This is a genomic window from Streptomyces sp. NPDC057877 (genome assembly GCF_042796855.1).
Classification (GTDB): domain Bacteria; phylum Actinomycetota; class Actinomycetes; order Streptomycetales; family Streptomycetaceae; genus Streptomyces.
On record NZ_JBHVMS010000001.1, the window covers coordinates 752,386 to 764,885 of the forward strand.

General features: G+C 72.7%; 13 protein-coding genes. 8 read left to right on the forward strand and 5 right to left on the reverse strand.

Annotated elements, in window-relative coordinates; all coding sequences use genetic code 11:
* Positions 1 to 4: 4 nt before the first annotated feature.
* A complete protein-coding gene (locus ACFVQG_RS03280; protein ID WP_383376234.1) occupies positions 5 to 379 on the reverse strand; it encodes a fic family toxin-antitoxin system, toxin component in 375 nt (124 codons plus the stop codon).
* 4 nt (positions 380 to 383) lie between these two features.
* A complete protein-coding gene (locus ACFVQG_RS03285; protein ID WP_383376236.1) occupies positions 384 to 629 on the reverse strand; it encodes a toxin-antitoxin system HicB family antitoxin in 246 nt (81 codons plus the stop codon).
* A 157-nt stretch (positions 630 to 786) separates the two neighbouring features.
* On the opposite strand from ACFVQG_RS03285, the gene ACFVQG_RS03290 reads away from it, so the two are divergent.
* From ACFVQG_RS03290 to mug, 8 genes are all read left to right on the forward strand, one after another.
* On the forward strand, positions 787 to 1,722 hold the full coding sequence (locus tag ACFVQG_RS03290; protein WP_383376238.1) for an ABC transporter ATP-binding protein: 936 nt from the start codon (positions 787 to 789) through the stop codon (positions 1,720 to 1,722).
* Positions 1,723 to 1,726: 4 nt separating this feature from the next.
* On the forward strand, positions 1,727 to 4,294 hold the full coding sequence (locus tag ACFVQG_RS03295; RefSeq protein ID WP_383376240.1) for an ABC transporter permease: 2,568 nt from the start codon (positions 1,727 to 1,729) through the stop codon (positions 4,292 to 4,294).
* 67 nt (positions 4,295 to 4,361) lie between these two features.
* Positions 4,362 to 4,784 (forward strand): GNAT family N-acetyltransferase, encoded by a 423-nt coding sequence (locus ACFVQG_RS03300; protein WP_383376242.1) that lies wholly within the window; start codon positions 4,362 to 4,364, stop codon positions 4,782 to 4,784.
* Between the two features lie 164 nt (positions 4,785 to 4,948).
* A complete protein-coding gene (locus ACFVQG_RS03305; protein ID WP_383376244.1) occupies positions 4,949 to 6,301 on the forward strand; it encodes a hemolysin family protein in 1,353 nt (450 codons plus the stop codon).
* Positions 6,298 to 7,311: a hemolysin family protein gene (locus tag ACFVQG_RS03310; protein WP_383376245.1), complete on the forward strand. Its 1,014-nt coding sequence runs from the start codon at positions 6,298 to 6,300 to the stop codon at positions 7,309 to 7,311. The genes ACFVQG_RS03305 and ACFVQG_RS03310 overlap by 4 nt, the downstream gene beginning before the upstream one ends.
* A 62-nt stretch (positions 7,312 to 7,373) precedes the next feature.
* Complete coding sequence (locus ACFVQG_RS03315; RefSeq protein WP_383376247.1) at positions 7,374 to 8,159, forward strand: SGNH/GDSL hydrolase family protein; 786 nt, start codon at positions 7,374 to 7,376, stop codon at positions 8,157 to 8,159.
* A gap of 172 nt (positions 8,160 to 8,331) precedes the next feature.
* A complete protein-coding gene (gene purB, locus ACFVQG_RS03320; RefSeq protein ID WP_383376249.1) occupies positions 8,332 to 9,774 on the forward strand; it encodes an adenylosuccinate lyase in 1,443 nt (480 codons plus the stop codon).
* Between the two features lie 13 nt (positions 9,775 to 9,787).
* The gene (gene mug, locus ACFVQG_RS03325) at positions 9,788 to 10,333 is read left to right on the forward strand and encodes a G/U mismatch-specific DNA glycosylase (RefSeq protein WP_383376251.1); all 546 of its coding nucleotides are present in this window, start codon (positions 9,788 to 9,790) and stop codon (positions 10,331 to 10,333) included.
* 3 nt (positions 10,334 to 10,336) lie between these two features.
* On the opposite strand, the gene ACFVQG_RS03330 is transcribed toward mug, so the two are convergent.
* The 3 genes from ACFVQG_RS03330 to ACFVQG_RS03340 all read right to left on the reverse strand — a co-directional run bounded on the left by ACFVQG_RS03330 (position 10,337) and on the right by ACFVQG_RS03340 (position 12,491).
* Positions 10,337 to 10,768, reverse strand: coding sequence for a hypothetical protein (locus ACFVQG_RS03330; RefSeq protein WP_383376253.1), 432 nt, complete (start codon positions 10,766 to 10,768; stop codon positions 10,337 to 10,339).
* Between the two features lie 68 nt (positions 10,769 to 10,836).
* Positions 10,837 to 11,562, reverse strand: coding sequence for an ABC transporter permease (locus ACFVQG_RS03335; protein WP_383376255.1), 726 nt, complete (start codon positions 11,560 to 11,562; stop codon positions 10,837 to 10,839).
* A gap of 2 nt (positions 11,563 to 11,564) precedes the next feature.
* The gene (locus ACFVQG_RS03340) at positions 11,565 to 12,491 is read right to left on the reverse strand and encodes an ABC transporter ATP-binding protein (RefSeq protein ID WP_383376257.1); all 927 of its coding nucleotides are present in this window, start codon (positions 12,489 to 12,491) and stop codon (positions 11,565 to 11,567) included.
* Between the last annotated feature and the right edge of the window lie 9 nt (positions 12,492 to 12,500).

Here is a 12,500-nt window from a genome sequence, read left to right on the forward strand (position 1 = left end):
CGGCTCACAGGCTCCACTGGCGCAGTTCCCGCCCGATGTCGTCCAGGGACGCCTCGCCGCTCTTGACCAGCCGGGCCAGGTCACGGACCCGCTCGGGCGAAGTGACCACCTTCAGACCGCTGGCCACGAGGTAGGCGTAGGCCACGGCGGAGGCGAACAGCGCGTTGGAGCGCTCCAGCGCGGGGACGTGGATGAGCAGTTGGAGCAGGGCCGCGGCCCTGGTGTACGGGGTGTCGTAGACGGGGACGTCGAATATCTCGGCCTCGTGCCGGGCGACCGCGGCGACCAGGGCGCCCCAGTCGGTGACCTGGGGGTCTCCGGGGGTCTTCTGCTCGGCGAGCATCAGCAGCCAGGCGAGGTCGATTCTGAGGCCGCTCAAGGGATCAGTGGTGACCTTCGCGGGTGTCCTTGCGGGCCGGTTCGCCGCCGAACTCCTCGGCGAAGACGGACTCGTACTGCTTCATGAAGTCGGCGGCGGCCTCCACGAAGGTGTGGCCGACCTCGCCGGTGTCCTGTCTGACCAGTTCCTCGATGTAGCGGTTGACGCTCATCCCGCGGGCCAGCGCGCGCTCCCGGGCGGCGCGGGCGGTGCCCTCGTCGACCCGGACGTTCAGCTGAGTCTTCGCCATCCTTCGAAGCTAGCGCCGGAGCGCTAGCGGCGGCAAGGAAAAATGGGGACCGACCGGTACCTGGGAGGGATACCGTGTGTGCCGCTCATCACACTACCCTCGGCCGCGACGAGGGACTCGGGACGTCCGCGAGCCAGGAACGACCAAGGAGGCAACCTTGTCCATACCTGTAGCGGGGCAGGTCCCCGGCCATGCCCCGGCCGACGGGACCGCGGCCCGCGCGCGCGGTCTGACCAAGGCGTACGGCTCCGGCGAGACGACCGTGCTCGCCCTCGACTCGGTGGACGTGGACATCGCGCGGGGCCGCTTCACCGCCGTCATGGGGCCGTCGGGTTCCGGGAAGTCCACGCTGATGCACTGTCTGGCCGGACTGGACACGGTGTCCGCCGGGCAAGTCTGGCTCGGTGACACCGAGATCACCGGACTCAAGGAGCGTCAACTGACCCGGCTGCGCCGGGACCGGATCGGGTTCATGTTCCAGTCGTTCAACCTGATCCCGACGCTGAACGCGCTGGAGAACATCACCCTGCCCATGGACATCGCGGGGCAGAAGCCCGACCCGAAGTGGCTGGACCAGGTCATCGACACCCTCGGGCTGCGCGACCGCCTCAAGCACCGGCCCGCCCAGCTCTCCGGCGGGCAGCAGCAGCGGGTGGCGTGCGCCCGCGCGCTGGCCTCCCGGCCCGAGCTGATCTTCGCCGACGAGCCGACCGGCAACCTCGACTCGCGGGCCGGTCTCGAGGTGCTCGGTTTCCTCCGCGAGGCCGTCGACGACCTCGGGCAGACCGTCGTCATGGTGACCCATGACCCGGGGGCCGCCGCCCACTCCGATCTGGTCCTGTTCCTCGGGGACGGGCGGATCGTGGACGAGATGGAGCGGCCGACGGCGGAGGCAGTGCTGGAGCGGATGAAGCGGTTCGACGTGATCCGGGGCCAGGTGGAGGGGCAGGCGGCCGGGCGGGCGGCCGGGCAGGTGGAGGGGCAGGCGGAGTGGCAGGCGGCCGGGCAGGCGGAGGGACCGGCTCCGGGTGCCGTGGAGCCGCCGGTGGAACACCGGGGCCGCGACGCCTCCGGCGCCGACGAGGAGGCCTGACCCCGTGCTGAAGGCGACCTTCCGGAGCTTCCTGGCGCACAAGGGGCGGCTGCTGCTGTCCGCGCTGGCCGTGATCCTGTCCGTGGCGTTCGTCGCGGGCAGCCTGATCTTCTCGGACACCGTCAGCCGTACCTTCGACCGGCTGTTCGCCTCGACCGCCGCCGATGTCACCGTCACCCCGAAGCAGAACCTCGACGAGGCCATCCCCTCCGGCATGACGCCCACTCTCCCGGCCCAGCTCGCCGACCGGGTGGCCGGGATCGACGGGGTGGCGGCGGCGCGCGCCGAGGTGGACGTCGAGGGCATCACCGTCGCCGACCAGGACAACGAGTCCGTCGGCCCGACCACCGGCGCCCCCACCCTCGGCCTCGACTGGAACCCGACCGAGCGCAGCCCCGTGGAGCTGACCTCCGGGCGCGCCCCGAGCGGCGACGGGGAGGTGCTGCTCGACTCGGAGACCGCCGAGCGCAGGGACGTGAGCATCGGGGACCCGCTGACCGTCATCGCCCAGCCCGGCTCCTTCGAGGTCGAGGTCGTCGGCATCGTCACCTTCACCACCACCAACCCCGGCGCCGCGCTCGTCTTCTTCGACCCGCCGACCGCGCAGGCCAAGCTGCTGGGCGACCCCGAGGCGGCCACCGCCATCTCCGTCGACGCCGCCGAGGGCGTGAGCGACCCGCAGCTCAAGCAGCGGGTGGCCGAGGCGCTGGGCACCGACGGCTACGAACTGCGCACCGCCGACGAGCAGGCCGAGTCCGACGCCGAGCAACTGGGCGGATTCCTCGACGTGATCAAGTACGTGATGCTGGGCTTCGCCGGTGTCGCCGTCTTGGTGGGCGTGTTCCTGATCGTCAACACCTTCTCCATGCTGATCGCCCAGCGCACCCGTGAGCTGGGCCTGCTGCGGGCGCTGGGCGCCGACCGGCGTCAGGTCCGCCGCTCGGTGCTCACCGAGGCGCTGCTGCTCGGCGCGTTCGGCTCCACCCTGGGCCTGGCCACCGGCATCGGGCTGGCCGCCGGGCTGATGGAGCTGATGAGCCTGCTCGGGATGAACATCGACGCCACCGAGATGGTCATCGGCTGGGGCACCCCGGTCGCGGCGTACGCCGTCGGGGTCGGCGTCACCTTCGTCGCCGCGTACCTCCCGGCCCGGCGCGCGGCGGGCGTCTCGCCGATGGCGGCGCTGTCGGACGCCGAGGTCGCCGGGGTGGGCCGCCCGCTGCGGGTGCGTGCCGTGGCGGGCGCGGTGATCGGCACGGCGGGCGCGGCGGCGCTCGTCGGCTGCGTGACCTCGTCGGACACCGGTTCGGCGGCGTCCCTGCTGGGTCTCGGTGTCGCCCTCACGCTGATCGCCACGGTGATCGCGGGACCGCTGCTGGTCCGGCCGGTGATCCGGGTGCTGGGCGGGGCGTTCCCGGCGCTGTTCGGCTCCGTCGGGCGGATGAGCCAGCGCAACGCCCTGCGCAATCCGCGGCGCACCGGCGCGACGGCCGCCGCGCTGATGGTGGGTCTTTCGCTGGTCGGCGGGATGTCGGTGGCGAGCGCGTCGATGACGAAGTCCTTCGACGAGCAGATCGACAAGACGCTGGGCGCCGACTTCGTGGTGCAGAACACCAACTTCGTACCGTTCCCGCGGGAGGTCACCGACGCGGTGCGGGACACCGAGGGCGTCGGTCTGGTGGTGCGCTCGCAGTTCACGCCGGTGGCGGTGCGGCTGCCGGACGGCGACCGGGTGGAGACCACGGCGGCGGCCTACGAGCCACAGCTCGACGAGGTCGCGAACATCACCTACGCCCAGGGGGACAGCGCGGCGGCGCTCGCCGACGGGCGGATGGCGATGGACCGGGAGTTCGCCCGCGACCACGGCGTCCGGGTCGGTACGGCGATCCCGGTGGAGTTCCAGGGCGGGCGCACCACCGAGCTGACCGTGGGCGCGCTGACCGACCAGGACTCCGCCGACGGGTTCGGCACCCAGGGCGGGATGTACTTCGGCCTGGCCACGCTGGAGCGGTACGCGCCGGGCGGGCAGGACTCCGCGGTGTACGTCAACGCCGCCGAGGGCACCGCCGACGACGAGCTGCGGGCCGGTCTGGAGCGGGCGCTGGATCCGTATCCGCAGGTGCAGGTGCGGGACCTGGCCGACTACAAGCAACTGGTCCGCGACCAGATCGCGGTGCTGCTCTACCTGGTGTACGCGCTGCTGGGCCTGGCGATCGTCATCGCCGTGCTCGGGGTGGTCAACACCCTCGCCCTGTCGGTGGTGGAGCGCACCCGCGAGATCGGGCTGCTGCGGGCGATCGGTCTGGCCCGCCGCCAGTTGCGCCGGATGATCCGGCTGGAGTCGGTGGTGATCGCCGTGTTCGGCGGGGTCCTGGGGCTGGCGCTGGGGCTGGTGTGGGGCGTGTGCATCCAGCAGGTGCTGGCGCTGGAGGGCATGACGGCGCTGGCGATCCCCTGGGGCACGATCGTCGCGGTGGTGATCGGTTCGGCGGTCGTGGGCGTCGTGGCGGCGTTGCTGCCCGCGCTGCGGGCCTCGCGGATGAACGTGCTGGCGGCGATCGCGCACGAGTAGGTCCGTGGGGTGGGTCCGGATGCTGGAATTCCGTGTCCATGCGGGGCGCGGCTGATGTCATCACCGCATGAGTGAGCTGCGTATACGGCCCGCGGGGCCCGAGGATCTCGACGCCGTGCTGGCCTTCTGGAAGGTGGCCGCGGAGGGCACGAGCATCAGCGACGACCGGGAGGGAGTGGAGCGGCTGGTGGCCCGTGACCCCCAGGCGCTGGTCCTGGCCGAGCGGGCGGGTGAGCTGGTCGGCACGGTCATCGCCGGTTTCGACGGGTGGCGGTGCCATCTGTACCGTCTCGCGGTGCACCCGGGCCACCGGCGGCAGGGCATCGGCGGGGCGCTGCTGGCCGCCGCGGAGGAGCGGTTCGTACGGCTGGGCGGGCGTCGCGGGGACGCGATGGTGCTGACCCGGAACGAGACCGCGCACCACGCCTGGAGCGCGGCGGGCTACGCGCCCGAGGAGAAGTGGCGGCGCTGGGTGAAGCCTCTGACGTGACCCGCGCCGACCGGAATCCGACCGGGCTTTGCCGATCCTTTACCATGGGCGGAACACTCGTCTCTCCATGAAAGGTGTGAGCGTCCGTCCATGGGCGAGCCTCCCAGTAGCAGATGTCGCGCGATCCTCCCCGCCCTGCCGGATCATGGGACGGGGGTGACCCGATGACCGAAGTGCTCCTGCTGCTCGTGGCGGTCCTGCTCTCCCTCGCGTGCGGCGCCTTCGTCGCCGCGGAGTTCTCCCTGACCACCGTCGAGCGCGGCGACCTCGAACGGGCCGCGCAGCGCGGTGAGCGGGGTGCCGCGGGCGCCCTGAAGGCCGTACGGAACCTGACGTTCCAGCTGTCCGGCGCGCAGCTCGGCATCACCGTCACCAACCTGGTCGTCGGCATGCTCGCCGAGCCGTCGATCGCCCGGCTGATCGCGGGCCCGCTGCGCGGCATCGGCGTCTCGCGGTCCGCGGCCTCCTCGATCGCCCTGGTGCTGGGCACCGCGCTGTCGACGGTCTTCCTGATGGTCGTCGGCGAGCTGGTGCCGAAGAACTGGGCGATCTCGCAGCCGCTCGCCATGGCCAAGCGGGTGGGCAACGCGCAGCGCTTCTTCAGCGCCGCGTTCCGGCCGTTCATCGGGCATCTGAACAACACCGCCAACCACATGGTGCGCCGGTTCGGCATCGAGCCCGCCGAGGAGCTGGCCTCCGCGCGCGGACCGCAGGAGCTGGCGGCGCTGGCCCGGCACTCCGCCAAGGAGGGCGCTCTGGAGGCGGACACCGCCGAGCTGTTCGTGCGCACCCTGAACCTCGCCGACCTCACCGCGGAGAACGTGATGACCCCGCGCGTGCAGGTCATCGCCCTGGACGCGCAGGCGACCTGCGAGGACGTGGCGAACGCGACCCGGGCGACGGGCCTGTCCCGGTTCCCGGTCTACCGCGGCAACCTCGACACGGTCGTGGGCACGGCGCACATCAAGGACGTCCTCGCGGTGCCCGCCGAGCGGCGGCCCCGGGTGCCGGTGGCCGAGCTGATGCGCGAGCCGCTGCTGGTCCCCGAGTCGCTGACCGTGGACCGGCTCCTCGACCGGCTGTCCGGCAAGCGGACCATGGCCGTCGTCATCGACGAGTACGGCGGCACGGCGGGCGTGGCGACGCTGGAGGACATCGTCGAGGAGGTCGTCGGCGAGGTCCGCGACGAGCACGACCCGCACGAGACCCCCGACCTGGCCGCGGCCGGGACGGACGACGACGGCCACGCCGTGTACTCCGCCGACGGCGCCGCCCGCATGGACCAGCTCGCCCGCGTCGGCCTGCGACCGCCGGAGGGCCCGTACGAGACCCTGGCCGGGCTGGTGGCGAGCCGACTGGGCCGCATCCCCGTCGTCGGGGACAGCCTCGCGGTCCACGGCTGGCGGCTGGACGTCGTGGACGCCTCCGGGCGCCGGGCCGCGCGGGTGCTGCTGCACGCGCCGCTCGACGACGAGACCGACGAAAGTGACGAGATGAACGAGGAGGGCGGGCGGTGACCGCCGTACAACTGCTGATCGGTCTGGCGACCCTGGTCGTCAACGCCTTCTTCGTGGGCGCCGAGTTCGCGCTGATCTCCGTACGCCGCAGCCAGATCGAGCCGTACGCCGAACAGGGCGACCGGCGCGCCAAGAGCGTGCTGTGGGGCCTGAAGCACGTCTCCGCGCTGATGGCCGCCGCGCAGCTCGGCATCACGCTGTGCACGCTGATCCTCGGTGTGGTCGCCGAACCGGCGATCGAGCACCTGCTGGAGCCGGTCTTCCACGCCATGGGCGTGCCGAGCGGCGCGGGGCACGCGGTGTCCTTCGTGATCGCGCTGACCCTGGCGACGTATCTGCACATGCTGCTCGGCGAGATGGTGCCGAAGAACATCGCGCTCGCCGAGCCGGTGCGCAGCGCGCTGCTCCTCGGTCCGCCGCTGGTGACGCTGTCGCGGGCGCTGCGGCCGGTGATCTTCACCATCAACGCGTTCGCCAACGGTCTGCTGAAGCTGATGCGGATCGAGACCCGGGACGAGGTCACGGCGACCTTCTCGGACGCCGAGCTGGCCCGCCTGGTCAAGGACTCCGGTGAGGCGGGGCTCATCGACGAGCGGGCCCGGGAGCGGCTGCACGACGCGCTCGAGCTGGGGCGCCGCCCGGTCCGTGACGTGGTCCTGCCGCTTGAGGGCGTGGTCTACGCGCGCGTGGGCGTCACTCCGGAGGAGCTGGAGCGGCTGTCGGCCGAGTCCGGGTTCTCCCGCTTCCCGGTCGTGGACGAGGAGCGCCGGATCATCGGCTACCTCCATGTCAAGGACGCGCTGGACGCCTCGCCGAAGGACCTGCCGTTCCGGCTGCGGGACATGCGGTCCATCGCGCGGGTCCGCGAGACCACGCCGCTGGACGACGTCCTCACCGCGATGCGGGGCAGCCGTACGCACCTCGCCGCGGTGCTCGGCGCCGACGGGCGGCTGGCGGGGCTCGTGACCATGGAGGACGTGCTGCGGGAGTTGTTCGGTCAGCGCGCGTGAGCTGAGCCGGGGGGGGGGTGACCGACCGCTGGGTATGGCGCCCGGATAGCATCTGCGACGCCATGCAGACGAACACCCCTCCCACGCACTCCAGCCTGGTCGCGGTCGGCGACTCCTTCACCGAGGGCATGTCGGACCTGCTGCCCGACGGCACGTACCGGGGCTGGGCCGATCTCCTCGCCGCCCGGATGGCGGCCCGGACGCCCGGCTTCCGGTACGCCAACCTCGCGGTCCGCGGCAAGCTCATCGGACAGATCGTCGACGAGCAGGTGGACGTGGCCGCCGCCATGGGCGCCGACGTCATCACCCTCGTGGGCGGCCTCAACGACACCCTGCGGCCCAAGTGCGACATGGGCCGGGTGCGCGGACTCCTGACGGAGGCCGTGGAGCGGCTCGCCCCCGCCTGCAAGCAGCTCGTCCTGATGCGCAGCCCGGGCCGCCAGGGACCCGTCCTGGAGCGGTTCCGGCCGCGCATGGAGGAGCTGTTCACCTGCGTCGACGACCTGGCCGCCCGGCACGGCGCCCTCGTCGTCGACCTGTACGGCGCCCCCTCGCTCAGCGACCCGCGGATGTGGGACGTGGACCGGCTGCACCTGACCGCCGAGGGCCACCGCCGGGTCGCCGAGGCGGTCTGGCAGACGCTGGGCTACGAGGCCATGGACCCTCAGTGGCACACCCCGATGCCGCCGACCGCGCCGCCGGGGTGGGTGACCCGCCGGGTCACGGACGTCCGGTTCGCCCGGCAGCACCTGCTGCCGTGGATCGGCCGCCGTCTGACCGGGCGGTCCTCCGGGGACGGGATGCCGCCGAAGCGGGCGGAGTTGCTGCCGTACGAGGGGTCGGCGTGAGGTCCCGTACAGGGGTCGGTGTAGGGCCGTGCAAGGGGTCCGCGTAAGGCCGTACAGGGCCGTGCAAGGGGTCCGCGTAAGGCCGTGCAAGGGGTCCGCCCCGGTTCTCGTAGCTTCCTCCGAACCACCCCGTGGCGCTGGCCTGCACGAATCGCCAGTAGAATCCGTCTACGTGACTTCAGCGCCCGCCAAGCCCCGCATCCCGAACGTCCTCGCCGGACGCTACGCCTCCGCCGAACTGGCCACCCTCTGGTCGCCCGAGCAGAAGGTGAGGCTGGAGCGGCAGCTCTGGCTCGCCGTGCTGCGGGCCCAGAAGGACCTCGGGATCGAGGTGCCGGACGCGGCGCTGGCCGACTACGAGCGGGTGCTCGACCAGGTCGACCTGGCCTCCATCGCCGAGCGCGAGAAGGTCACCCGGCACGATGTGAAGGCGCGGATCGAGGAGTTCAACGACCTCGCCGGGCACGAGCAGGTGCACAAGGGCATGACGTCCCGCGACCTCACCGAGAACGTCGAGCAGCTCCAGATCCGGCTCTCCCTGGAGCTGGTGCGCGACCGTACGGTGGCGGTGCTGGCGCGGCTCGGCAAGCTCGCCGGTGAGTACGGCGAGCTGGTCATGGCGGGGCGCTCGCACAACGTCGCCGCGCAGGCCACCACGCTGGGCAAGCGGTTCGCGACCGCCGCCGACGAGCTGCTGGTGGCGTACGGCCGGGTCGAGGAACTGCTCGGCCGGTACCCGCTGCGCGGCATCAAGGGCCCGGTCGGCACCGCCCAGGACATGCTGGACCTGCTCGGCGGGGACGCCTCGAAGCTGGCCGACCTGGAGCGGCGGATCGCCGCTCACCTGGGCTTCTCGCAGGCGTTCACCTCGGTCGGCCAGGTGTACCCGCGCTCGCTGGACTACGAGGTCGTCACCGCGCTGGTGCAGCTGGCGGCGGCGCCGTCGTCGCTGGCCAAGACCATCCGGCTGATGGCCGGGCACGAGCTGGTGACCGAGGGCTTCAAGCCCGGCCAGGTCGGCTCCTCCGCCATGCCGCACAAGATGAACACCCGCTCCTGCGAGCGCGTCAACGGCCTGATGGTGATCCTGCGCGGCTACGCCTCGATGACCGGTGAGCTGGCGGGCGACCAGTGGAACGAGGGCGACGTGTCCTGCTCGGTGGTGCGCCGGGTGGCCCTGCCCGACGCGTTCTTCGCGCTGGACGGGCTGCTGGAGACGTTCCTGACGGTGCTCGACGAGTTCGGCGCCTTCCCGGCGGTCGTGGCACGCGAGCTGGACCGCTATCTGCCGTTCCTGGCGACGACGAAGGTGCTGATGGGCGCGGTGCGCGCCGGGGTCGGCCGGGAGATCGCGCACGAGGCGATCAAGGAGAACGCGGTCGCCTGCGCGCTGGCCATGCGGGAGCGGGGCGCCGAGCGCAACGAACTGCTCGACCGGCTCGCCGCCGACGAGCGCATCCCGCTGGACCGCGCCCAGTTGGACGAGCTGATGGCCGACAAGCTGTCCTTCACCGGTGCCGCGGCCGACCAGGTGGCCACCGTGGTCGCCCGGATCGAGGAGATCGCGAAGCAGCACCCGGAGGCCGCGGGCTACACGCCCGGCGCCATCCTCTGACCGCCGCCCCGTCATGGCCCGGTCCACCCCGGCGGAGCTGGAGGCCGCCCGCGACCGTCTCGTACCGGACGTCGTCGCGGACGGCCTGCACGTGCTGTTCTGCGGCATCAACCCCGGACTGATGACCGCGGCGACGGGGCACCACTTCGCCCGGCCCGGCAACCGCTTCTGGCCGGTACTGCACCTGTCGGGCTTCACACCCCGGCTGCTGAAGCCCGCCGAGCAGGAGGAGCTGCTGTCCTACGGGCTCGGCATCACCAACGTGGTGGCGCGGGCGACCGCGCGGGCCGACGAGCTGAGCGCCGAGGAGTACCGGGAGGGCGGGCGGCTGCTCGCGCTGAAGGTGGCGCGGCTGCGGCCACGCTGGCTGGCGGTGGTCGGGGTCACCGCCTATCGGGCCGCCTTCGATGATCGCAAGGCCCAGGTGGGGCCGCAGGAGCGGGTCATCGGGGACACCAGGGTGTGGGTGCTGCCCAACCCCAGCGGGCTGAACGCGCATTGGACGGCGGCGACGATGGCCGAGGAGTTCGGGCGGCTGCGGGAGGCGGCCGGGGCGTAGGGCTCACGGCGGGTCGATGTCGGTGACCACGGCGAACAGGCGTGGCGCGTCCGTGTCGTCCTCGTCGGAGACGCCGACGGCTATCCAGCGGTCCGTGCCGGTGGCCTGCCAGAGGTGCACCTGGTCCGCCAGGACGCCGACCGTCGCCCATGGCTCGGGTATCTCCTCGCCGCGCCCGCCGCGCACCCGCAGGGTGAGGGTGCCCCACGGGGGTGCCGCGCCCCAACGGGCGTCCAGCCGCTGGGCTATGGCCTCCCGCCACGCCTCGACGTCGTCCGCGTCCGCCGTGTGCTCCCCGCACTCCCCCGTGCCGGACCCCAGCTCCGCCACGAAGTAGCCCGGCCCTCCCCTGCCGACGTCCGACCAGCCGTGCTCCTCGGGGAACGGCAGGGAGCACAGCCGGTCGATCGTCTCCAGGCACCGTGCGATGTTCATGCGGTCCAGTAAACCCGTCGCCACTGACAATTGGCGGGGCGTCAGGGACGGGGGCGCCTCGGGGCCGGTCACGCGTCCCGGTGCCGCACGCTCCAGGCGCCCGCCGCGATCGCCGCCGCCGTCCACAGGGCGGTGACGGCCAGCCCGGTCCACGGTCCGAGGGTGCCGTCCCAGGTCTCGTGGAGGACCACCTGGCCTGCCCGGTCCGGCAGGAACTCGGCCACCGTGCCCGCCGCGTCGCCGATGACGAAGGAGACGATCAGGATGAAGGGGATCAGGATGCCGAGCGCCGCCATGCCGCTGCGCAGCAGGGCCGTGAGGCCCGCCGCGAACAGCGCCATCAGCGTCAGGTAAATCCCGCAGCCCAGGACGCCGCGCGTCTGCTCGGCGGCCGTGAGCCCGTCGGCCGCCGCTCCGAGTCCGGCCCGCGCGGCGGACAGCGAGGCGGCCCCCGTGACCAGACCGGTGAGCAGCGCCGGTACGGCGACGGCGGTCAGCTTGGCGGTGAACCACCGGCCGCGCCGCGGGACCGCCGCCAGCGACAGCCGCAGGGCGCCCGAGTGGAACTCCGAGGAGACGGCCAGGGCGCCGAAGGCCAGCACCGCGATCTGACCGGGAATCACGCCGGAGACCGCCATGTACAAGGGGTCGAACTCCGGGTCCGACGTCTCGGAGACCCCGGCGACGGCGGAGAACGCCGTGGACACCGCGAGGAGCGCGAGCAGGGCGCCGTAGAGGGACCTGAGGGTACGGATCTTCAGGAACTCGGCGTGCAGGACGGGTGCGAAGGGCATCGTCAGGCCTCCAGGGTGTGCCGCTGGGCGGTGAACTCCGCCTCGGTCGCGGTCAGGTCGAGGTAGGCCTGCTCCAGCGTGGCCTCCTCGGCGGCGAGTTCCAGCACGGGCACCCCCGCCTCGGCGGCGATCCGGCCGACGTCCGCCACGCGCGCGTGCGGCACGGTCCACGCGCCGTCCTCGCCGGGCACGGCCCGGTGACCGCGCCGGGCGAGGGCGTCCCGCAGCGCGTCGGCGTCGGTGGTGCGCACCCGCACCCGGGGCTGCACCCGCGCGTCGATGAACTCCCGCAGCGGCATGTCCGCGAGCAGCCGTCCCCGGCCCAGGACCACGAGGTGGTCGGCGAAGGAGGCGGTCTCGTTCATCAGATGGCTGGAGACCAGCACCGTGCGTCCCTCGTCGGCCAGGCGCCGCACCAGTCCGCGGATCCAGATGATGCCCTCCGGGTCCAGGCCGTTGGAGGGCTCGTCGAGCATGACGACGGAGGGGTCACCGAGGAGGGCGGCGGCGATGCCCAGGCGCTGGCGCATGCCCAGGGAGTACGTCTTCACCCGGCGCCTGGCGACGGAGGCGAGGCCCGTCTCGGCCAGCAGCTCGTCGACGCGGGCGTCCGGGACGCGGTTGCTGGCGGCCAGGGTCCGCAGGTGGTCGCGGCCGGTGCGGGAGCCGTGCGCGGCCTGGGCGTCGAGCAGCGCGCCCACCGTGCGCAGGGGTTCGCGCAGGGTGGCGTAGGCGTGGCCGCCGAGGGTGGCGGTGCCGGAGGTCGGCCGGTCCAGGCCGAGGACGAGCCGCATGGTGGTGGACTTCCCGGCGCCGTTGGGACCGAGGAAGCCGGTGACCCGGCCGGGCAGGACGCTGAAGGTCAGGCTGTCCACGGCCTTCGTGGCGCCGTACTCCTTGGTGAGGTCTCGGACGTCGATGCTGGTCATGGGGCCACC

Excerpts from the sequence above, each read along its gene's own strand:
- ACFVQG_RS03285 (WP_383376236.1), bottom strand. The coding sequence starts at position 629 with ATGGCGAAGACTCAGCTGAACGTCCGGGTCGACGAGGGCACCGCCCGC.
- ACFVQG_RS03300 (WP_383376242.1), top strand. The coding sequence starts at position 4,362 with ATGAGTGAGCTGCGTATACGGCCCGCGGGGCCCGAGGATCTCGACGCC.
- ACFVQG_RS03305 (WP_383376244.1), top strand. The coding sequence starts at position 4,949 with ATGACCGAAGTGCTCCTGCTGCTCGTGGCGGTCCTGCTCTCCCTCGCG.
- ACFVQG_RS03315 (WP_383376247.1), top strand. The coding sequence starts at position 7,374 with ATGCAGACGAACACCCCTCCCACGCACTCCAGCCTGGTCGCGGTCGGC.
- mug (WP_383376251.1), top strand. The coding sequence starts at position 9,788 with ATGGCCCGGTCCACCCCGGCGGAGCTGGAGGCCGCCCGCGACCGTCTC.
- ACFVQG_RS03330 (WP_383376253.1), bottom strand. The coding sequence starts at position 10,768 with ATGAACATCGCACGGTGCCTGGAGACGATCGACCGGCTGTGCTCCCTG.
- ACFVQG_RS03335 (WP_383376255.1), bottom strand. The coding sequence starts at position 11,562 with ATGCCCTTCGCACCCGTCCTGCACGCCGAGTTCCTGAAGATCCGTACC.
- ACFVQG_RS03340 (WP_383376257.1), bottom strand. The coding sequence starts at position 12,491 with ATGACCAGCATCGACGTCCGAGACCTCACCAAGGAGTACGGCGCCACG.